The sequence below is a fragment of the Deferribacter thermophilus genome (assembly GCF_049472675.1).
Taxonomy (GTDB): Bacteria; Chrysiogenota; Deferribacteres; order Deferribacterales; family Deferribacteraceae; genus Deferribacter; species Deferribacter thermophilus.
This window is the reverse complement of sequence record NZ_JAPNXM010000001.1, coordinates 1-21,866: the sequence shown is the minus strand read 5'-3', so window position 1 is coordinate 21,866 and position 21,866 is coordinate 1. Positions and strand designations below refer to the sequence as shown.

Here is a 21,866-nt window from a genome sequence, read left to right as displayed (position 1 = left end):
TTATGACAGCTTACGAAGCTATCCTTCTTTTCATTTTAGCTGTAATAGCGTTTGTATCCCCTTTTTTAAGTAAAAAGCTATATTTGCCAATCCCTGTAATAGAAATTTTGCTTGGAGTTTTTATTGGACAATTTGTTAAAATAGACCATAATACGCACACTATTATAAAATTTATTTCAGAATTTGGTTTTCTTGTTCTAATGTATTTAGCTGGATTAGAGCTTGATATAGAAGATCTTAAAAAAACACCCAAAAAAGAGTTTATAATATATATTTCATACTACATAATTATTATTGTAATACTTTTTATAATTGGTCTATATTTTAATATTTCTATACCGTTTATCCTTTTAATATCCATGACAGCAATAGGTCTATTATTCCCAATTCTTACTTCAAACAATGCAATAAATTCACCCACAGGTAAAACTTTGCTCATTGTTGGAAGCATTGGAGAAATAATTAGTCTTATTGTTATTACTTTAACTATTATTTATTATTCTTACGGTGTTAGTTTAAAATCTTTAATACATATTGCAGAAATACTGATTTTTTGTTTATTAACCTACTTTGTTTTAAAATTATTAAAACTCTTCTCATGGTGGTATCCTGAAACACTAATAAAAATAGTAAGTAGCAGCAACACAGCGGAAACTGGTATGAGAACAAACTTTTTAAATATGCTTTTCTTTGTATCCCTTGCAGCAATCTTCAAAATTGAGATTATCATTGGCAGTTTTATTGGAGGGATGCTTTATGCAACAGTGTTAAAAGAAAATGAAGATATTAGAGAAGGTTTTGAAATGTTTGGCAATGGGTTTTTAATACCTATCTTTTTTATATATGTTGGCCTTTCATTAGATTTAAACAGCCTAACAAACCTAACTACAATTATTTATGCATTAATTTTATCTATTAGTATTTTTTTGATAAGATTATTTGCAAGTTTTATTTTTCTGTTTTCCGATATAAAGTTTAGAAATATTTTAACGATCCCATTAGGAACTTCATTCCCGCTTACATTGTTGGTAGCATTTGCTGAAATAGGTAAAAATGCTAAAATTTTAACAATAGAAATGTCTAGTGCAGCAATTTTAGCATCAATTATAACAGCGATAATTTATCCACCATTATTGAAAATCGTATTAAAATATTAAAAGGAAGGGGGATTGTCCCCCAAATCTTTTATGCAAGTTTTTCTCTTAATTTTTGCTCAATTAATACTAAAAAGAAAAGAGCTAAACCAGGGATATACATATAATATTTATATTCTGGACCTAGTGGTAAATAATGTAACAATATTTCAGGATTAAATAGAATTAGTGCTGCAGCTAACAAAAATGGGATTTCAAACCATTTATTTTTAGTAATGAGCCACCCTTGAAGCACACTTGTAAAAGCAAATGCTGCAAAAACAGCCATAACGAATATCAAAATACCAAGTGGCCAACTATATACCTGATGAAGTATTAAATCAGGATTAAATACAAACATAAATGGTATAATCGCTGTCCTCAAGTCGTATAAGAAACCTTGCAAACCTGTTGGTATTGGCTCTGAGTCTGCCAGAGCAGCCGCTGCATAAGATGCAAGTCCCACAGGTGGGGTATCATCAGCCAGTATACCAAAATAGAAACAGAATAAATGAGCAGCTATGAGAGGAACAAAAAATCCATAACTTGCACCAACCTCAACAATTATTGGTGCAGTCAATGAAGCCATAACAATATATGTTGCAGTTGTTGGAAGCCCCATGCCAAGTAATAAACTTGCTATTGCAGTAATTAGGAGCAACAAATATATATTACCACGAGCAAGATTCTCAACTATCTCAGTAATCATACTACCAATTCCAGTATTAACAAGTCCAACAATTATTCCAGCAGAAGCAGTTGCAAGTGCAACAGATACCATATTCCTTGAACCACCTACAAAACCAGATTTAATAATTGATATTGCACTTTTCAACCAATGGTCATTTTCTCCTCTTTTAAATTTTACAAACTCTTGAATAAAGATAATAATTGTCAATACAATAATAGCTCTAAATGCTGCAAGCTCAGGTGAATGTCTCAAAACAACAAGCTCATAAACCAACATAGCAATTGGGAGAATATAATGTAAACCATTTCTCAATGTTTTCTTAAAATCAGGCAATTGCTCTTTTGGCAAACCTTTCAGCCCCAATTTACTTGCCTCAAGATGTGTGACAAAGAAAAGTGCAAAATAAGAAACAAATGCAGGAATTGCAGCAGCCTTAACTACCTCAATATACGGCACATTCACATACTCAGCAATAATAAACGCAGCAGCACCCATAATTGGTGGCATGAGCTGCCCATCTGTACTTGCTGCTACTTCAGTAGCTGCAGCTTTTTTAGCTGGATAACCAACACTTTTCATTAAAGGTATAGTGAAAGTACCTGTAGTCACAATATTTGCAATACTTGAGCCAGATACAAGCCCTGTCAAAGCACTTGAAACAATAGCAGCTTTAGCTGGCCCACCTTTATATTTACCAAGTAATGATACAGCTAAATCTATGAAAAATTTGCCTGCACCAGCTTTATCAAGCATTGAACCCAACAACACAAAAAGATACACTATCGAAGCTGACACACCTAATGGAATACCGTAAATCCCTTCTGTTGATAGAGATAATTGATTTACATATTTTGTCAAAGAGACACCTTTGTAGGCTAGAACTTCAGGCATATATGGGCCAAAAAATGCATAAATTGAAAAAACTATGGCAATAAAAGTTAGTGCTGGGCCAATTGATCTCCTAGTAGCCTCAAGCAATACCACAATTAGTAACAATCCAAAAACAATATCTCTGGTTAATGGGCTACCAGCTCTCATTGCAATACCATTGTAATCGATCACAATATACAAGGCTGCAAAAACCCCTATAATAGCAAAGATATAATCTATTAAAGGTATTCTATCAGTTACGCTCAAAAAGCGTAATACACGCTTTGGTTTTTTAAAAAAAGGGATTGATAAGAAAACAAGCGCCATTGCAAAAGCTAAATGAATAGCTCTAACATAAGTACTGTTTAAAATCAGAAAGCTCGCTAATGCCAACTGAAAAAGTGCCCATCCAACTGCTATTGTATCAAATATTATTCTTTCATGTGGTCTAAACTCTCTTAATTCCCCTGTTTCTTCTTTTAAAATTTCTTCAGCTTTCTTTATATTTTCTGAACTCATATTACCCCCATATATGGCTGATAAACATAAAAATAGGAGAGGGGGGATACCCTCTCCTACTTAAACATAAAACATAATGTTTATCAAAAATTATTGAATCAGATCTTTTCTTATATACTTGATCAAACCTGCTTCTTTATAATACTTCAAAGCACCTCTGTGAATAGGTGCAGTTAAACCTTGAAGCATATTTTCTTTTGTAAGTACAGTGTAAGCAGGGTGTAATTTTTTAAACTGCTCTAAATTATCAAAAACTTCTTTTGTAATTGCATAAACAATTTTAGGATCAATTTTTCTAGAAGTAACAAATGTAGCTTTCACACCAACACTTGGTACATCTTCTTTATTTACAGCATTTGGATAAAATTTTATAGGAATAACTGATTTTGCATAATAAGGATATTTTGATACAAGCTTTTCAGCACCTTCTCCAGCGATAGGAACAAGCTTAACTTTAATTCTACCTGAGGTAGCCTCTTTAATATTACCATTTGGATGGCCAACAGTATAGAAGAAAGCATCTATTCTTTCATCCTGTAACAATCCAGGTGCTTCAACAGCTTTAGCATATTCTGCCTTAATATCATTTTCTGATAAACCAAAAGCTACTAAAACATCTTTTGAGTTTTGAAGTTGACCAGAACCTGGATTACCAATATTAACTCTTTTACCTTTTAAATCAGTAGGTGAATTAATACCAGCATCTGCTCTAGCAACCAAAGTAATAGACTCTGGGTGGATAGAAAATACAGATCTCAAATCTTTTTGAGGCCCTTTATCCTTCCATTCAGCAAGCCCATGCCAAGCTTGATACTGTCTATCAGACTGAGCAATACCAAACTCTAAATCACCACTTAATACAGCATTAATATTGTAAACTGACCCACCTGTAGACTCAACTGTTACTTTAAGACCATAAACTTTAGACTTTTTGTTAACAATTCTACCAATGGCACCACCTGTTGGGTAGTAAACACCTGTAACCCCACCTGTACCAATAGTAACAAATTTGGTTCTGCTAAAAGAATCATGTGCAAAAGTAACCACAAAAAGGACAACTGCAACAATTGACAATAACTTTCTCATATATTACCTCCTCAGATATTTTAGTTTCAATATACATAAATATTATTTCTTGTCAAGCTTGTGTTCACAATAAGTAAAATGAACATTGTTCAATAAATTGAATATTATTAATATTTTTAATATATCAAATACTTTAACCTTTTTTATAAAGTTAACCTTTACTTTTCAAATAATTTTATTAGATTATTTTGGTATGAAGAATTTAGATATAAATATTTTACCAGAAGAACCTGGTGTTTATATATTTTTAGATAAAAATTCTAAGCCTTTATACATAGGAAAAGCCAAAAATATTAAAAAACGGGTTAAATCCTATTTTTCTAAAAACAATACACTTAAAACTACTATTATGGTAAAACAAGCTGCAGATATCAAATATATAGTTACAAAAAATGAGATTGAAGCTCTACTATTAGAAGCAAATCTAATCAAAAATGAAAAACCCAAATATAACATTTTACTAAAAGACTCAAAATCCTATCCATACCTTGAGATAACCGATCATGAATATCCAAAAATTAAAATTAGTAGAAATGTATCCCCTACCTCTAAATACATTGGTCCTTTTGTAAATGTAGGTGATTTAAGAGGTATCTTAAGAGAAATTTTAAAAATTTTCCCGATCAGGACATGCTCTGAACAAACCTTTAAAAAATCAAAAGCTTGTATTAACTATCAAATAAAGCGATGTAGCGCACCATGTGAAAGTAAAATAAGTAGGCAAGATTATTTAACATTAGTTAATAACATAATCAGTATTTTTAATGGTAATATCAAAGATGTTTTACACTTTTTAGAAGAGAAAATGTTAACTTATTCAAAAAATTTAGAATTTGAAAAGGCAGCAGAATATAGAGACAAGATTAAAGCTCTAAAGAAATTAAGCACTTCACAATCAGTTGTATTAAATTTTTCTGAAAATATAGACATATTTTATTTTAAAAATATAAACGATTCTCATTTTGGTTTTGCTGTAATTTTTATTAGAAATGGGAAAATTATAGGCATTGATAGGGATATCTTAGATAGTAATCTTTTAATTGATGAAATTCCAGGGTTTATTTTGCAATTTTACTCAAAAAATATTTTTCTACCTGACAAGGTAGGTATAATTTTTGAAAATAACATTTACAATGATCCAACATTAGAACAAACATTAAAAGAACTAAAAAAAGATATAATTATTACTAAAAAACTAAATTCCGAAATAATCGATTTTGCTAAAAAAAATATTGACATATATTTTGAAACAGAACTTAATAAAAAAATCAAGAATGAAGATTTATTACTAAAACTATCTAAAAAATTGCATATCTCAGATAAAATTTGTTCAATAGAATGTATTGATATCTCACATCTATATGGTAGCCATACAGTGGGTGTATCAATTTACTTTGAAAATGGCAATTTTGTTAAAAACAGATACAAAAGATATAAAATCAAATCAGCTAATAATGATGATTTCCAATCTATTTATGAGCTATTTAAAAGAAAGGGAGCAAAAATTTTACAAAATGAAGAAAAATTAGCTGATTTATACATAATAGATGGTGGTAAGGGTCAGCTAACAAGTGCTATCAGAGCGTTTGCAGAGCAAAATATTTCAGCAAATATTATCTCAATTGCTAAAGGGAGAAGTAAAATAGAAGATGACAGCTTTTCAAGAGAAGAAGTTTTTATCCCTAATAGAAAAAATCCCATTAGATTTAAAAAGGATGATCAGATTTTACTATTAATTCAAAAAATAAGGGACGAAGCGCATAGATTTGCAATAGAATACCAAAGGAAATTAGCATTAAAGGAGCTTACTTCATCGCCACTTTTACAAGTTAAAGGGGTTGGTGAAAAAACGATAAAGAAAATTTTAACAGAATTCCCTGATATTTATTCCAATAATATCATTACAAGTAATGAATTATCTAAAAAATGCAAAATTCCAAAAAAGGTTGCAGAAGATATTATTAACTTTTTACAAACTTTTCAAAGCAACGGCAGTTAAAAAAATCCTATCCTTAATAGAATCCTTAATAATAAATTCTTTATCGCTGTGATCATTTCCACCCAAGGGGCCAAATCCATCCAAGACAGGCACTCCACATGATGAAATAAAGTTTGCATCGGACACACCGTTTCTAAATTCACTTTTCAAATTTATTCCATAGTTTGAACACTTCTCTTTTAACTTATTAAAAAATTCTAAATTATCATTCTCATCCATACAAGGTCTTTCACTTGTCTTAACTATTTCAAATTTAACACCTTCAACATAGCTTTTATTAGCTATATCCAAAATCTTTTCGCCCAAAAAATCTCCATCCTCTTTGCAACTATACCTGATATCAATCATAATCTCTGCATAATCTGGTACAGTATTTGCACCTATACCACCAGAGACTTTACCCACATTACAAGAAATCTTCTTTTTGCTGTCATTTAGATTTTCAAAATCGATTATTCTATGAGCGATATCCAAGATTGCTGATTTTTTACCTTCTATGATAAAAGCAGCATGCCCTGCTTCACCTTTTGAAAAAGCTTTTAAACCAATTTTACCTTTTCTTCCTACAACAACTTCCCCATTTTCTCCTGCCCCCTCAAATACAAAAGCGCACTTTGCACCTTTTGCATATTTTTCAATTAAACTTTTAGATTTTAATGAACCAATCTCCTCATCAGAATTTATCAAAAATTTTATATTTAAACTATTTAATTCATCAATTGTATGCAGGAACTTAAGCGCATATAAAGCAACAACTAACCCCCCCTTCATATCGTAAGTGCCGGGTCCTCTTATTAAACCATCTTCATATGAGATTTTTTGAAAATTTGAATTTTCTGGAAAAACTGTATCAATGTGCCCCATAAGTAAAATATAATCTTTCTCATTAGAGCTATTTTCTAACAATAAACAGTTATTTTCCAGAAATTTATAAGATAGAAAATTAGCTTTTTGACTAAAAATATTTAAACACTCTTTAACCCCTTTTTCGTTAAAACTATAACTGTTTGTTTTCACCAAATCTGAGAGGAGCCTGAAAATATCAGACTCCTCATTTTTATAAAATTTCTCAAACTGATTTTCAATCATAGTATTTCCTAAAAGCAAACTCTTCTTCATTATAATATGTCTTAGGATCTGCATCTGGGTATTTTACGATTTCACCACTCCATGGCTTCCTCAAAATAATATTTCCATCCTCTGCAAACTCTATAACATTTGTTCTATGCAATGGTATTTTCCCACCTGCTGTAGCAATATATCTTGGAATAGCATCACCTGAAATATTTCCATACATACCCTCAATGATATCCTGTCCAACCTGCACAGGCACTCTCATGTGAGCAAACTGTGGATTTCTATAGCTGCAGTTAAACACATAATATGGCCTTACATAAGCTTCCTGTATTGTTTCACAGAGTTTCCACATTTTTACTTTTGAGTCATTTATCCCTCTCAATAGAACAGCTTGGTTTAAAACTGCTGAAACTCTCTTGGATATCTGTTTAAACACCTCTTTTGAAATCGGTGTTATTTCCTGAGCTGTATTTATCTGAGTAACAACTCGCAAAGGCTTCTTATCATTACTTTCTTCTAAAATATCTAAAAGCTCTTGATCTACCCTTTGAGGCGTCGTAACAGGTATCCTTGTCCCTAATCTTTTCATTTTTACATGCTCAATTTTATCCAGCTCTTCTAAAATCCATTTAATTAAAGAATTAGGCAAAACAAATGCATCACCACCAGTTATCAGTACATCTCTGATATTTTTATTATTTTTGATATATTCTAAAGCTTCCATATAAGCTTTTTTGTTATAAATTTTATCTTTTTTACCAATATGAGCAATCCTTAAGCAGTGAGTACAATACATCGCACACATATTTGTAGATTTGATTGTAACGACTCTTGGATAAAATTGATCTATCAATCTTGCAGGCGAATGGTCTGCAGCAACAGGTGGGATTTCTACACCTACATTATCCACCATTTCTCCAGTTGGAACAGCTTGTAATAATATTGGGTCATTTATATTTCCAGGCATTATCAAGCTTGCATAATATGGAGTAAGTCTCATTCTATAATGCTTTGTAACTCTCAACACATCAGTTATAGCTTTTTCTGGTAAATCAATTATTTTAGAAAGCGTTTCCACATCCTCTATGGCAAATTTTAATTGACCAGTATAACTGTTCCAATCTTTATCAGTCATTCCTAATATTTCCATAATCCTCTTTTTATTTTCAACAATTTTATCCCAAAGCTCTATCCCGCTTGGTGCTTCAATATCTTTTTTGGCAAGATACTCTTCTACCCTCTTATTTGCTTCCTCAACAATTGGAATAGCCTTTAAAACTCTTCCACCTACAGTAACACCATGCTCATCTATATTTTTATGTTTATCAGCAAGTTCTAACAACTCTTTTCTATTAAAACCAAAAGACTCTGCGCTAATCCCATCTTTTTCATTTAATAATAATAGTTTTCTAAAAAGCTCTACTATTGGTGCTGTGAACTCTTCATCTTTTGCCTTTTGATACAACTCGTTAATTTCATCTTTTAAAAAATTATAAACTTCCTTTTTTTCACCACTAAAAATTTTGTCAAACAACTCTTTTGTTAAAGCGTCTCCATAATCCATTACTCTACCTCCTAAAGTATAAAAATTGTATTTTCTACTAATTTCTTACCAAACTCTATACCTTCAAGCATCTCCTCCCTTGAAGATGCAACAGATACAATTCTGGCCAAAAAAGTACCCGTAGTAATAATAAAATCGTTACCAATATGCTCCATCACTACATAGTCTTTTTTTAATTTACCTTTTGCTACCTTTCTAAAAACTTCTCTCTCATCTTTAAATTGTGGAATATAACCATCTGTAATAGTATTTGTGGGAACTTTAAAATTATAAGTCCCCCAGTGGATTTCATCGCAATCATATTTTTCAATCACATTTTCAGGAAATTTATTATAAAGGACTGAATATAACTCCAATTCGGGCAAATTTGGGCTACCTTCAGGCAAACAGTTTTCAAGTGTACAACAAAATTCTAATGTTGTTCCCTGTTTTCTTGCATTTATTTCCACAAAAAATACATTTTCATCATCATCTACAATGTAATCACAACCAAAAATACCTCTGTAACCATATTTTCCTAAAATTTTTCCAATCTTTCTTGTATAATCATAAAGTTCTTCTTTTACTTTTTCTGGCAACACAGATGGATAAGTAGATCCTGTAAACTTTGTCCCATTCACTATTCGCTGATCTGCAACACCTGCAATATAAATATCATTTTCATTCCCAACGACACCTAAAACAGTGGGATCATATTTATGTGGAATATATCTTGAAATAAGGTAATTAGTATCGAACCCCTTATATTTTTCATATAGCTCTTTTTTCGTATAAGAAATTATACTATTTGCACCACCTGCACTATACTCTAATGTAACAAAAATTCCATCTATCCAATCATTCCTTAAACTTTCTGTTTCATCAATTAATTGAGTAAAACTATTACAGATTTTATGCTCGACAACAGGAATTTCATCTTTTAAAAGTGTATATTGAAAAATTTTATTATTAAATTTTTCCACTAAAAAAGGATCTGGGCCTATCAGTTTTACTTTTTCATGCTCTATTAAAGTTAAATATGGTGAACTTTCAAACATATAAACATAAAGCTCATCTTGATTTTCTAATATCTTATGAATTAAGCTATGGACATAATCATTGTGAGACACAGCTGTATAAAACTCTCTTGCAGTAATTCTCGAACTTATTTTTCTTTTATTAGTTGATTTTTTAAGATACGCCTCAACAACAGGATTTATAACAATTATATTTTCATAATCATACTGTTCAAAAACATCAGGAACAATGGCAAAAAATTCTATATCTTTATCTGGATATAGTTTTGACAAAGCTTCTGCAAAAAAAACTGAAATCCCGTAAGATTTAAGCTCACCAATGTAAACAAAATAATATTTTTTTGGATTATAATCAAAATTAGTATAAAGAATATGTTCCATAACACCCTCTATATTAAATTTTAAAAGCTATCTTTTGGCCTGTTTCTAGATAGTGTTCTCTGATAACCTCTTCTACTAATTTTTTATTATCACTTTTGATTGAAGTTATAATTTTTATATGCCTTTTTTTAATTTCATTTGGGGTGTATATCTTCCCCCAATTTTGTGAAAACAAGATATGTGATCTAAAGCTTAATCTCTTTGTTTCATGTACAAGTAATTCATTATCGCATTTTGTAAAAAGAAGCTCATGAAATTTATCGCCTATATCAATCAATACAGAGTTGTCATCAGCTTTAGCTGCCTGATACATTTGCCTTACATAATCATCTAAAATATCCAAATCTTCATCACTTATTTTAAACATACCATCAGCAACAGCATAACCTTCTAAAATCCCTCTTGTTGTGTAAATATTTATTATCTCTTTTGGGGTAAGTTTTCTAAGAAATGTCCCTTTATGAGGCTTATACTCCAAAATCCTTTCTGCTATAAGCTCTCTAAAAGCTTCTCTTACTGGAGCTCTACTGATATTTAATAAAGCAGCAATAGAACTTTCTCTTATCTGATCACCAGGGTTGAACTCTCTTTTTAATATCATATCAAAAATAAATTTTTTTACTTTATCTTTGTATGTTTCCCTGTCAAACATAAATACCTCTCGCCGACAATCGATTGTCGACAATCTATAATATCCTTTTAATTATATGTCAACAATTTTTTAATTTTATTGATAATTTATTTAGATTGAATTATTATTAAATATGCGCAGCAAATTTATATCTATTTTTTTAATTTTATTTTTTGCAAAAACAGTTTTTGGACTAACTAAAGTTGGTATAGGTACGATTTATATATCATCTAAAAGCAATCTTGAAACAAATTATTCTAAAATAAAAGATTATGATAAACCTGACAAAACTAAGACGGATATTATTCCTATCGGCGAGCTTACATTTACATCAAAATATAATGGTGCACATATAAGTAGTGGTTTAGGTTATTCTGAAGGGGCAAAAGGGCTTTTTTTAAATTATCAAAATAGTTTTTCAAATTTGGGTAAATTTAAGGTTCAAATAGCTTTTGATCCTTTTAGCAAAGAATGGAAAAATCCATATTTGTTAAATGATAACAGAGAAAAAACAGATGTTTATAATTATTCTTTAAATCTTGAATTAAAAGATATAAAAAACACAAATTTTCTTTTTAAATATAAACTCAGGTACAAAGATGTAAGAAAAGATGGTATTGAATATAGCGATTTAAAAAGGGATACTATTTTCAAAGATTTTATTTTAGGTTATAGTTTCAAAACACCTATTAGAGGCTTGATTTTAATCCCCGAAGTTGCTTTTAATACCTCAAAAGCTAAAGGTGAAAGTAACTCCTACTATGGCTATGGATTAGGTTTTTCTGCACTTTTATTTACAAGATACAATAAATTCATTATAAAAACCAATTTTAACCAAAGATTTTTTCAAAAAACAGATCCAGTTTTTAATAAAACAAGAAAAGAGGACTTATTCTCACTTTTTGCAGTTTTTACTTTTAATGAACCAATAAAAATCAAAAATACTTATTTTACAATAACAGCTGGATACATGATAAAAAATACAAATATAAATTTTTATAAAGAATCAAAACTAGTTACAGGCCTTATTGTAGGTTATAAGTTCTGATGAAAAATCAGTTTTTCAAGCCAAATATAATATTAAGCAAATGTATAAATCATGAGCCCGTAAGATATAATGGTGCTGTTATCACTGATGAATTTACTAAAAAGCTTGAAGACTTTGTAAATTTTATCACAGTTTGTCCAGAAGTCGAAATTGGTTTATCTGTTCCAAGAAAGCCTTTAATATTAGTAAAATCAAAAGATAAAATTAAAATGATAGAATTAGAAACTCATAAAGATTACTCAGAAAAAATGTTAAACTTTACTAATAACTATCTAAAAAGTCTAACTGACATCGATGGATTTCTTTTAAAAGCAAAATCACCAAGCTGTGGTGTAGCTGACACAAAACTTTATAAAGAAAACTCCAATCACTTATTAGGTAAAACATATGGACTCTTTGCCAAACAAGTGAAAGAATTATTTCCTACTGTTCCTGTGGAAGATGAAGGAAGACTCAAAGATTTCTGGATTAGACAAAACTTTTTAACCAAAATATTTGCTCTGGCTGAGTTTAGAAATTTAAAAAAGAATATTACAAAAATTAATGACCTAATAAAATTTCACCAAAATTATAAATATTTATTAATGTTGTATTCCCCTTTTGACCTTAAAAAAATGGGGCAGACGATAGCTTTTTGGGATAAACATGGTTTGGAAAAAACTATCTCTGATTATGAAAAATATTTTAGAAATGCACTATCTAAAAAACAAAATATTAACAAACATATAAATGTCATCCAGCATATATACGGATATTTTTCAGATTTACTTAAACCATCAGAAAAAAGACAATTTCAAAATTTATTAAAAAAACTATCTAAAGATAAAAGTTATTTAAAAATTGTTATGGAATTTTTAAGAAATTATGTTTACAGATTTGAAAATCCATATCTTGCCACTCAAAAATACTTATCCCCCTACCCCGTAGAGTTAGAACGGGATTAAGAATATCTCAAATATTCAAGTTACGATTAGAACAATAAATAATTAAAAGTCTTATTTTCTATTTAAACTTTCATTTTTTTAAGATAAATAATTACAAAGAATACTGGAGTTGAAAATGAACAAAAATAAAATAGGTCTACCTCCTGGTTCTTTAATTTATACTGGGGATAAATCATCAAGTTTTCAAATTAATGTAATAAAGTACAGTGAAAATTCTTTCTCAGAAGAAGAAATACACACCCCAGAAGAGTTAGCCAACAAAATTAATACTGATAAAGTTACATGGATAAATATAACAGGCTTGTATAATGTAGAAATGATCACAAAAATTTGTAATTTATTTAAAATCCACCCATTAATAATTGAAGATATCCTAAATGTACATCATAGACCCAAAATGGAAGATTTAGAAGAATATCTTTTTATCATAATCTTTATCAACCCTTTTCCATCTGGCTGGAAGTAATGATGGGCGAAATGTTTTGCCAATCCTAACTCTAGGAACTTTGATATCTAATTCCCCAAATTTTATGTTTAACTTGCGATTATAAAACCCATTTGCAAAATCAAAACTGTTTTTCTTCAAATATTCTTCTCTTTCTTTACGCATGATGTAATTTAATATTTCTTCAAGTAAATAACTTAAATTTGGTTTTTCTCCCTTTTCTAAGTATTCATCGATCTTTGATAAAAATTCTTGAACAGGTAAATCTGTTATTTTCTTCTTAGCCATAAGTAACCTCCTACGCTTAGTATCAAACATTCAAAAAAATTTAATTTATTTTTTTTAGTTAACTCAAGTAATTTCTTCTATACACAATTTTTACTTCAATCCCGAAATAACAAGCGCTCTTGGTTTTCACTGGATACTGAGGTTAGCGTTGTCATTAAAATTAATTTTTATTTTTGGTTATCTTTTTTCACCGATACCTGTTAATCCATTCATATTCATATATGGAGTGCCAGCAGGGACACTAATTGTTACCTATTATTTGAGTTCAAATTTTCCTATTAAGAAATTATTCTAAGAATATAGTAAGGGATGTGTTATTTAGAAAGCTATATTAATTATTTTGCTAAAAGTAAGTAATTAAATAGAAATTAGAAATTTTATTATTTTTACGAAATTATAATTGATAAAAAAAAACTTGTTTGTTAAACTATACTTAATAAAGTTAAATTGATAGAGGTTACAATGGGATTAGTTAAAAATATCTATGTTTTTTTAGAAAAAAAGATATTTAATAGTATCACAAAAAAATTCATAGGTAACATATTTTTCCTGTTTTCGTTTCAGGTATTAATATACATTGTTTTTTTAAATTTAAAATCTAAGATTTTAGGATATGTTTCAAATAACAATTTTGATAAAATATATGAAATTTTATTGAATACAAACTCCTACTATATTGCTATACTTTTTATTTCTTTTATATCTTCGTGTTTTATTTTATATTTTTTAAGGCTGTTAATTTTAAAACCATTAAAAATAGTAATTGAAATATTCAATGAAATTGGAAAAGGTGAAGCTGATCTCTCTAAAAATTTGCCAGTAACAACTTATGATGAATTTAGAACTCTATCAGACAGCTATAATAACTTTATTAAAAAACTAAGGGAAATTATTGATACGGTAAGATCTCATGGCATTCTAATAGCCATAAGTTCAGCAAAAGTAAAAGCAAAAATAAACAGGGCAACTCACAATTCCAGAAAACAGGGTGAATTAGCAGATCAAGTTTTTAATGCAAGCAATGAAGCAAATGTTGCAATCAGTGAAATTACGGAAAACACTCAATATGTAACCTCATCCACACAAAATAATATCAACACAGCAAGAACATCTTTAGAGAAAATGAATGAAGTTGCAGAAAAAATACAAAAAGTAAACAGCCAGTTTATGCAGTTTTTAAATGTAGTTGAAATACTTAGCAAAAGTTCTGAGCAGATAAAAGGGGTACTAAATTTAATTCAAGATATAGCTGATCAAACAAATCTGTTAGCTTTAAACGCTGCAATAGAGGCAGCAAGAGCTGGTGAGCATGGTAGAGGTTTTGCTGTGGTTGCGGATGAAGTGAGGAAGCTGGCAGAAAAAGTAAAATCAGCTACAGATGAAATAAATGAAAACATAAAAAATATGATCACAAATGTAAAAACAACAAAAGATGAGAGTTCTCAGATTGTTGATGATGTTAAAGATACAACAGAAATTATTGGCCAAACAGCAAATCAATTTCATCAAATGATACAGGATTTCGAAACAAATGGAGAACAATTGTTAAAAATTGCATCAGCAATTGAAGAATTATCAATCACAAATAATGAAATACATCAGCGAGTCCAAGAAATTCACAATCTTAGTCAAGAGGTTTTAATAAGTATGGATGAAGCAAACAGCGCAACAGAAGAGCTAAATAAAGAGACACAACTTATGCAGGTACTTGTTTCAAAATTTAAAACAGGTGCTGGAGAATGTAAATTTGAGACAATTACCGAGTTAACAGAAAAATACAAAAAACTTTGTATAGAAAAGATTAACGAAATTAAAAATAGCGGTGTAAATATTTTCGATACAAATTACAAACCAATTCCAAATACAAACCCACAAAAATACTCTACAGTATATGATAAATATTTTGAAAGGGAATTACAAAAAATCTATGATAAAGCAGTAAATGAGATACCTGGTGCTATCTTTACTCTTTGTGTAGATAAAAACGGTTATGCACCAACGCATAATTCTAAATACTCAAAGCCACCAACAGGCAATTATGAACAAGACCTCGTTAGCAGTAGAGATAAAAGGATTTTTAATGACCCCACAGGTATTGCAGCAGCAAGAAATCAGGAAAAATTTTTACTTCAAACATATATGAGAGATACAGGAGAGATTATTTGTGATTTATCAATGCCCATCTTTATAGATGGCAAGCATTGGGGTGCTATCAGAGTTGGATTTGATCCTATAGTAGCTTTTTGTTTAAGTAAAAACTAACTCTATAAACTTATATTATTGAGGGGGATTTTATTATGGAAAAATTTCATTACAAACTGCACTGGAAGTATCGAGGTATTAAAATACCAATAGGTGTTAAAACCATCATCTCTTTCTTTTTAGTTTTAATTATACCTATTACAGGCTTATACCTGGCTCTAATTGAAACTTTAAAAGAACATTTTACAAAAGAGTATATTCAGCAAGCTGCCAAACAGATTAAATCAGTATATGAAATTTTTGAAACCGAGGTTAGCAAACCACTAAATATTGCTAACTTTATAATACAAAATGATGTATTTAAAAGCTATCTCAAATCTGATAAAGAAAAATTAGCTAACGAGCTAGCAACCATAAGCAAAAGTGTTAATGGCGTAAATATTACCTTTGTTTATAATATATCGGAAAATAATATAATTACTTCAAATGGGAAAAATTTTGATTTTTATAAATTATTTAATAGTCTTTACAAAGAGTTGCTTAATAAAAAAACAACTATTAAAAGTTATGAAATAATTAATTTTGACAAATCAATATTTGATGAGTCACAACTTTATTTACTTGAGAATTCAGGTTTTGATGAGCTCTTGGTTTATTTTATGTCTATCCCTTTTAAACATAAAAATACCGAATACATTTTAGGAAGTTTTACAGTATTAAACAAAAATAAATGGTTGATGGACAAGTTGTATAATGTATTTACATATAATACAGCTCTTTTTAGTGCTCTTAGCTATAAAGATAAAATAATTGCTACAAACTCTTCACCTAAAAATATTTTCTTTATTAATTTAACATTGCCTGATGAAATGTTGGACAAATTAAAAGAAAAATCGCTGATAAGTGGAATTTATACAATAGATAATGAACCTATAGTAGCAGCCACAATACCTCTGAAAAGCATTAGCGGAGATATAGTAGGTGGGTTAAGCATTGCGAATAACTTAGTGCCTTTAAAAGTGATAATAAATAAATTTACTGGCTTAACAACATTAATTACTTTTTTATTTTCTGTTCTAATTATAATAATTGGAGGTATAGTATACAATGACACCAAAAGGCCTATTTGGGGATTAAAAAAGGCAATGCAAGTAGTAGCAAATAATAATTTTGATGTATATTTAGATTATAAAACGTATGATGATTTTGAGGATATTGCCAAATATTTTAATAACATGGTTCAAAGTCTGAGAGATTACACAACAATACTAAATAGATTTAACAACTTAAATCAAGTTATAACAACTACACTGGAAGTTGAAGAAATACTTAATATAACAATGTCAAAAATAATGGAATACACCTCTTCTCAATTGGCTGTAGTGTATATGTATGATAAATATAAAAATATACTTTATCCTTATAATTCTAAAAATGTGCGTCTAAGTTCTTTGCAAAATGTAAAAATGGGAGAAGGGTTGGTAGGCGAAGTAGCCAAAACAAAAACCTATTTTTGCATAACAGATATAACCCCGGAAAACTTTATCTTGGATTCCGGTATTGGCAATGTGAAACCTAAAGAAATAGCTGCTTTTCCTATTGCTTTGAAAGATGAATTGATTGGTGTTATGGTTGTTGGTTCTATGATAAAGCATAAGAAAGAAGAACTTGATTTGGTCAATAATTTATTAGTTCAGGTCGCAATTGTTTTAGACAACTGTCTGATTCATAAAAAAGTATCTGAACTATCAATAAAGGATGAGCTGACTGGAACTTATAACAGAAGGTATTTGATACAGGCTCTTGAAACTGAATTTTCAAAGTGCAAAAGAAACAAAATACCATTATCAATAGGCATTTATGATTTAGATAATTTTAAAAAAATAAATGACAATTATGGCCATCCAACAGGTGACTTAGTATTAAAATCTTTTGCAGAAATAATATTAAAAAATAAAAGAGACTATGATATCTTAGGTAGATATGGCGGAGAAGAATTTATGATTATTTTGCCAGGAGCTGATAATTTAGAATTAAAACAGATTCTTGAAAGACATAGAAAACTGATTGAGGAAAGTTTATATAAAATTTTAGGTTTTAAAGTTACTTGTAGTATTGGTGGAGTTACCATTTCAAATTATGAAAACATAGATGTCAACCAACTAATTAAGATTGCTGATGACAATTTGTATAAAGCAAAATCCACTGGAAAAAATAAAGTAGTAATTTGAGGCTATAAAATGTACAAAAAGTTTTTTGTATGCTTTCACCATGCGGCGGATAATATAAAATGCTGGGAACAACTTGCAGATTATATCGGTAAAAAAACAGGCGAAAAAGTAAATTTAGTTTGTCTTAATTCTTATAAAGAGGAAGTGGAGATTGCTCGAACGGAAGAGTTTGATCTTGTATTTCAAAACCCTCAAATATCATTTCTTCTTGCAAAAAAAGGTTATAAACCTTTTGCAAGATTGAAAGAACAGTGGGACACGATAACTTTCATCGCTAAAAAAGATTTTAATTCCAATAAGGATTTATTAAAAGTAGGGATTGTACCATTAGAAATACTTTATTCAACATTAATTGAACTAGAAGAGCTTGGTTTTGATATGACAAAAATATCTTTTAGATATTTTGATAATTTAGTTGCTATAGAAAAAGCTTTATTAGATGGGACAATTGATATCGGTATATTACGAAAAGATACCTACGATAAGAAAGATGAAGTTTTTAAAAATAAAGTAGTTTGTTTAAAAGAGTTTGAAATCGGAATATTTCATGTATTTATGATGAAAGAGAAGGAACTAGAGAGCGAGTTTGGTCAAAAAGTGCAAAATATTTTATTTGAAATGCATAATGATAATGAAGGCAAATTAATATTAAAACAACTTGAGACAACTAAAATAATGAAGCTTGATTATAAGTTTGAGTTTATCCAAAGAATTAGTATTTTAGGGGAAAAAGTTTATGATCTAAGAAATTATAAAAGTTTTTTTAATGTAATAGACAATATTAATAATGTTGGTGTATTAATTTTTGATCGATACATTGAATATGCTAATAATTATGCTAAACAGCTGTTAAAGTTAGATGAGAAAAGTTTAGAAAGCATAGAGGTTAAAAGTCTTTTTAAAAAGAACTTTATAAATGAAATTGAAAATACTTTAGATAAAAAGTTAACTGATAAATTTTTGAATGAACCTTACAATAATATTCAAATGATATCAAAAACTGGGGAAGTAATTCCTGTTTTAGCCTTTATTTCTACTATTATTTTTAAAGGGAAGCCTACAAATGTTTTAATATTTACTGATAACAGGAAAGCTTTTGTAAATGAACAACTGAATAATACATTAAAAGATTTACTTAATATAATAATTACCGCTGAAGATATTGAAGAAGTGTTTACCAGTTTAAATGAAAAGTTGCACAAAGGTATGCATTTTGATTATATCAAAACTTCACTTTATAGAGGTAATAGTTTGGTTAAAGAGTATTCTGTTGGTAAACCTCTTTCAAAATCCATTTTTATTAACCATGATAAAGCAACGATAGATTATAAATATATTGATATTAATAAGCATGAAAGAGCTCTAATAATATTAATTCCAGTTTATACTTTTAATGATACTAAAGCCATAATTGAGATACAAATATCTTCTCTTTCCTTATATTTAGATGAGTTAATAAGGTTTTGTAAAAATTTACAAAAAACTGTATTGTTTAAATTAAATGATATAGAAAAAAATAATTTTGCCAGGTTTGTTTATAGCGCAATAAATTCCTCTAAAGATTTTTGTTTTATTACAGATGATAAATTAAAAATCATATATCATAACAAAACAGTTAGTGAGATTACTGGTTATAAACCTGAAGAGATAATAGGAAGCACTCCTTCATTATTCAAATCAGGAAAATTAGGGTATGACTTTTATGAGGCTTTAAACAAAAAGCTGGAAAACAATGAAGAGTTTTCAGGAGTTTTTATAAATAAAACTAAAGATGGCAGTCTATTTTATTTAGATGCAAAGATATTACCTATAATTAGAAAAAATAAAAAGAAAGGCTATATTTTCATTGGTAAAAATATTACAAACGAAGTAATTTTAAAAACAGAAATTGAGCAAGTTAAGTATAAGGATTTTCTAACAGGTTTATACAATTTAACAGGTTTTTTTCTTAAATCTAATGAATACCTCAAAGAAAATGTTGAATCTGTATCAGCTTTAATTTTATTAGATGTATATAATATGAGCTTTATAAATACTACTTATGGACATGAATTTGGTAACAAATTACTTATTAATATAGCTAATTTATTAGAAAAAAATATGAAGAAAAGGGATATAATTGCAAGGGTTAGCGGTGATGATTTTGCTATATTATTAAAAAATATTAAAAGAAAAGAGAATATTGTTAAAATAACTGAAAGGTTAATTTCAATTTTAAATCGAAAATTTGTTATTGATGATAAAGAAGTTAATATATTAGTAAAGCTGTCCGCTGTATTGTACCCTGATGATGCCAAAGACATTAAAGACCTATATAGTAAGGCTTTTATGACTTTGTCGTTATTGAAAAAAAGTAAAGATAATATCCATTACTACAATCCGTTAATTGAAAAAGAAGCAAATAACTATTTGAAAATAGATCATTTACTCTCTAAAGCAATAGAAGAAGATTTGTATGAATTACACTTTCAACCATATTTTTATAGCAGTGATCTTTCTATTGCAGGATTTGAAGCTTTAATAAGACTTAAAGATGAAGATGGAAGTCTTATATTTCCGGGTTCTTTTATTAATCAGCTTGAGGAATCAATTTACCTTAGTGACTTTGAAAAATGGTTAGTAAAAAAAGTATCTGAAATCATAATAAAAACAGGTTATAATATCTCTTTTAATATTTCAGCAAAGAATTTTTCTAAAAATTATTTAGAAAATATATTTAAAGATATCCAACAACATGTTATGGAAAAAATGATTATTGAAATAACAGAAAGAGAAGTTAATTATAATTTTAATCTTTATTCAGAAATTTTTAATAAATTTAAAACTAAAACTAAAGTTAAATTTGCATTGGATGATTTTGGAACGGGTTTTTCTACCCTTGTTAGATTAAAACATTTGCCATGTGATATTATAAAAATTGATTTAAGCTTTATTAGGGAGATGTTTACCTCTGATAAGGATACTGCCTTAGTAAATGCCATAATAGATTTAGGCAAAAGATTTAATTATGTGATAACAGCAGAGGGTGTCGAGAATATACAACAATATCTTTATTTAAAAAATATTGGTTGCGACATAGTTCAGGGTTATTTATTTAGTAAACCTGTTGATGAACAAACATTTTTAGAGACTGACTGGCAAAATTTATCTATAACTCTAAAAAAGAAATTAGGTAATTTATAAATTACTTAAATTAGAGGATAGTTAATTCTGTTGTATATAGGCTCTGTAACTAAAACTGTGTAAATCCTCCTGAAAATATGTTAACTAAAGAACAAACAGGAGGATTTATATGTTTATCAACAAAGATGAGATAAGAAGATTGTTTAAAGAAGGCAAACTTAATACCCCAGAAGATTTGCAATCTACATTATCTTCAATTATTAAGGATGTAGTAGAAACAATTTATGAGGGGGAATTAACAGAATTATTAGGTTATTCCCGCTATGACAAATCATCTAAAGAAACAAACAATTCACGAAACGGTTACAGCAATAAGAAGGTAAAATCAAATTATGGAGAGATAGAATTATCGGTTCCAAGAGACCGTAATGGAGAATATGAACCAAAAATAGTGAAAAAACGCCAAACAGATATTACAGGTATAGAAGAGCATATAATTTCGATGTATGCCAAAGGTATGACAACAAGAGATATTCAGTCCCACATGGAATCTTTATACGGTCTTGAGTTTTCAGCTGAGGCAATCAGTAGGATTACAGATAAAGTTCTTGCAAGAGC

At 29.0% G+C, this 21,866-nt stretch carries 16 protein-coding genes; 9 read left to right on the top strand and 7 right to left on the bottom strand.

Translation table 11 applies throughout. The features are described from left to right. The first annotated feature begins 2 nt into the window (after positions 1-2). A complete protein-coding gene (locus tag OWM07_RS00080) occupies positions 3-1,157 on the top strand; it encodes a cation:proton antiporter (RefSeq protein WP_423301629.1) in 1,155 nt (384 codons plus the stop codon). Between the two features lie 28 nt (positions 1,158-1,185). Here OWM07_RS00080 and OWM07_RS00075 read toward each other — a convergent pair whose 3' ends face one another. Then, a complete protein-coding gene (locus tag OWM07_RS00075) occupies positions 1,186-3,213 on the bottom strand; it encodes a TRAP transporter permease (protein ID WP_423301628.1) in 2,028 nt (675 codons plus the stop codon). Positions 3,214-3,303: 90 nt separating this feature from the next. Then, positions 3,304-4,299, bottom strand: coding sequence for a TAXI family TRAP transporter solute-binding subunit (locus tag OWM07_RS00070; protein ID WP_423301627.1), 996 nt, complete (start codon positions 4,297-4,299; stop codon positions 3,304-3,306). Positions 4,300-4,492: 193 nt separating this feature from the next. Between OWM07_RS00070 and uvrC the strand changes: the two genes are divergently transcribed. Beyond that, positions 4,493-6,298, top strand: coding sequence for an excinuclease ABC subunit UvrC (uvrC, locus tag OWM07_RS00065; RefSeq protein ID WP_423301625.1), 1,806 nt, complete (start codon positions 4,493-4,495; stop codon positions 6,296-6,298). Here the strand turns inward: uvrC and OWM07_RS00060 are convergent. Genes OWM07_RS00060 through OWM07_RS00045 form a run of 4 tightly spaced genes read right to left on the bottom strand, consistent with a single transcriptional unit; the run spans position 6,269 to position 10,988 of the window. Further along, complete coding sequence (locus OWM07_RS00060; protein ID WP_423301623.1) at positions 6,269-7,417, bottom strand: M20 family metallopeptidase; 1,149 nt, start codon at positions 7,415-7,417, stop codon at positions 6,269-6,271. The genes uvrC and OWM07_RS00060 overlap by 30 nt on opposite strands. Continuing rightward, positions 7,380-8,939 (bottom strand): KamA family radical SAM protein, encoded by a 1,560-nt coding sequence (locus OWM07_RS00055; RefSeq protein WP_423301621.1) that lies wholly within the window; start codon positions 8,937-8,939, stop codon positions 7,380-7,382. Before OWM07_RS00055 ends, OWM07_RS00060 begins: the two co-directional genes overlap by 38 nt. 11 nt (positions 8,940-8,950) lie before the next feature. Then, positions 8,951-10,336 (bottom strand): ATP-grasp domain-containing protein, encoded by a 1,386-nt coding sequence (locus OWM07_RS00050; protein WP_423301619.1) that lies wholly within the window; start codon positions 10,334-10,336, stop codon positions 8,951-8,953. A 13-nt stretch (positions 10,337-10,349) separates the two neighbouring features. Then, positions 10,350-10,988, bottom strand: coding sequence for a GntR family transcriptional regulator (locus OWM07_RS00045; protein ID WP_423301617.1), 639 nt, complete (start codon positions 10,986-10,988; stop codon positions 10,350-10,352). Between the two features lie 112 nt (positions 10,989-11,100). Between OWM07_RS00045 and OWM07_RS00040 the strand changes: the two genes are divergently transcribed. The 3 genes from OWM07_RS00040 to OWM07_RS00030 all read left to right on the top strand — a co-directional run bounded on the left by OWM07_RS00040 (position 11,101) and on the right by OWM07_RS00030 (position 13,425). After that, positions 11,101-12,015, top strand: coding sequence for a DUF2860 family protein (locus OWM07_RS00040; RefSeq protein ID WP_423301615.1), 915 nt, complete (start codon positions 11,101-11,103; stop codon positions 12,013-12,015). Then, complete coding sequence (locus tag OWM07_RS00035; RefSeq protein WP_423301613.1) at positions 12,015-12,959, top strand: YbgA family protein; 945 nt, start codon at positions 12,015-12,017, stop codon at positions 12,957-12,959. Before OWM07_RS00040 ends, OWM07_RS00035 begins: the two co-directional genes overlap by 1 nt. 115 nt (positions 12,960-13,074) lie before the next feature. Next, positions 13,075-13,425: a hypothetical protein gene (locus tag OWM07_RS00030; protein ID WP_423301611.1), complete on the top strand. Its 351-nt coding sequence runs from the start codon at positions 13,075-13,077 to the stop codon at positions 13,423-13,425. Here the strand turns inward: OWM07_RS00030 and OWM07_RS00025 are convergent. Further along, a complete protein-coding gene (locus tag OWM07_RS00025) occupies positions 13,366-13,692 on the bottom strand; it encodes a transposase (RefSeq protein ID WP_423301609.1) in 327 nt (108 codons plus the stop codon). The genes OWM07_RS00030 and OWM07_RS00025 overlap by 60 nt on opposite strands. 462 nt (positions 13,693-14,154) lie before the next feature. On the opposite strand from OWM07_RS00025, the gene OWM07_RS00020 reads away from it, so the two are divergent. The 4 genes from OWM07_RS00020 to OWM07_RS00005 form a co-directional block, all read left to right on the top strand. Continuing rightward, on the top strand, positions 14,155-15,954 hold the full coding sequence (locus OWM07_RS00020) for a methyl-accepting chemotaxis protein (RefSeq protein WP_423301607.1): 1,800 nt from the start codon (positions 14,155-14,157) through the stop codon (positions 15,952-15,954). Positions 15,955-15,989: 35 nt separating this feature from the next. After that, the gene (locus tag OWM07_RS00015; protein ID WP_423301605.1) at positions 15,990-18,125 is read left to right on the top strand and encodes a diguanylate cyclase; all 2,136 of its coding nucleotides are present in this window, start codon (positions 15,990-15,992) and stop codon (positions 18,123-18,125) included. Positions 18,126-18,134: 9 nt separating this feature from the next. Beyond that, entirely contained in the window at positions 18,135-21,308 is a 3,174-nt protein-coding gene (locus tag OWM07_RS00010; RefSeq protein ID WP_423301603.1) for an EAL domain-containing protein, read from the top strand. A 109-nt stretch (positions 21,309-21,417) separates the two neighbouring features. Beyond that, positions 21,418-21,866, top strand: a 449-nt coding sequence (locus tag OWM07_RS00005) for a transposase (protein ID WP_423301602.1), incomplete at its 3' end; no start/stop codon positions are given.

Coding starts and splice junctions, on each gene's coding strand:
- OWM07_RS00080 (WP_423301629.1), top strand. CDS start 3: ATGACAGCTTACGAAGCTATCCTTCTTTTCATTTTAGCTGTAATAGCG.
- OWM07_RS00075 (WP_423301628.1), bottom strand. CDS start 3,213: ATGAGTTCAGAAAATATAAAGAAAGCTGAAGAAATTTTAAAAGAAGAA.
- OWM07_RS00070 (WP_423301627.1), bottom strand. CDS start 4,299: ATGAGAAAGTTATTGTCAATTGTTGCAGTTGTCCTTTTTGTGGTTACT.
- uvrC (WP_423301625.1), top strand. CDS start 4,493: ATGAAGAATTTAGATATAAATATTTTACCAGAAGAACCTGGTGTTTAT.
- OWM07_RS00060 (WP_423301623.1), bottom strand. CDS start 7,417: ATGAAGAAGAGTTTGCTTTTAGGAAATACTATGATTGAAAATCAGTTT.
- OWM07_RS00055 (WP_423301621.1), bottom strand. CDS start 8,939: ATGGATTATGGAGACGCTTTAACAAAAGAGTTGTTTGACAAAATTTTT.
- OWM07_RS00050 (WP_423301619.1), bottom strand. CDS start 10,336: ATGGAACATATTCTTTATACTAATTTTGATTATAATCCAAAAAAATAT.
- OWM07_RS00045 (WP_423301617.1), bottom strand. CDS start 10,988: ATGTTTGACAGGGAAACATACAAAGATAAAGTAAAAAAATTTATTTTT.
- OWM07_RS00040 (WP_423301615.1), top strand. CDS start 11,101: ATGCGCAGCAAATTTATATCTATTTTTTTAATTTTATTTTTTGCAAAA.
- OWM07_RS00035 (WP_423301613.1), top strand. CDS start 12,015: ATGAAAAATCAGTTTTTCAAGCCAAATATAATATTAAGCAAATGTATA.
- OWM07_RS00030 (WP_423301611.1), top strand. CDS start 13,075: ATGAACAAAAATAAAATAGGTCTACCTCCTGGTTCTTTAATTTATACT.
- OWM07_RS00025 (WP_423301609.1), bottom strand. CDS start 13,692: ATGGCTAAGAAGAAAATAACAGATTTACCTGTTCAAGAATTTTTATCA.
- OWM07_RS00020 (WP_423301607.1), top strand. CDS start 14,155: ATGGGATTAGTTAAAAATATCTATGTTTTTTTAGAAAAAAAGATATTT.
- OWM07_RS00015 (WP_423301605.1), top strand. CDS start 15,990: ATGGAAAAATTTCATTACAAACTGCACTGGAAGTATCGAGGTATTAAA.
- OWM07_RS00010 (WP_423301603.1), top strand. CDS start 18,135: ATGTACAAAAAGTTTTTTGTATGCTTTCACCATGCGGCGGATAATATA.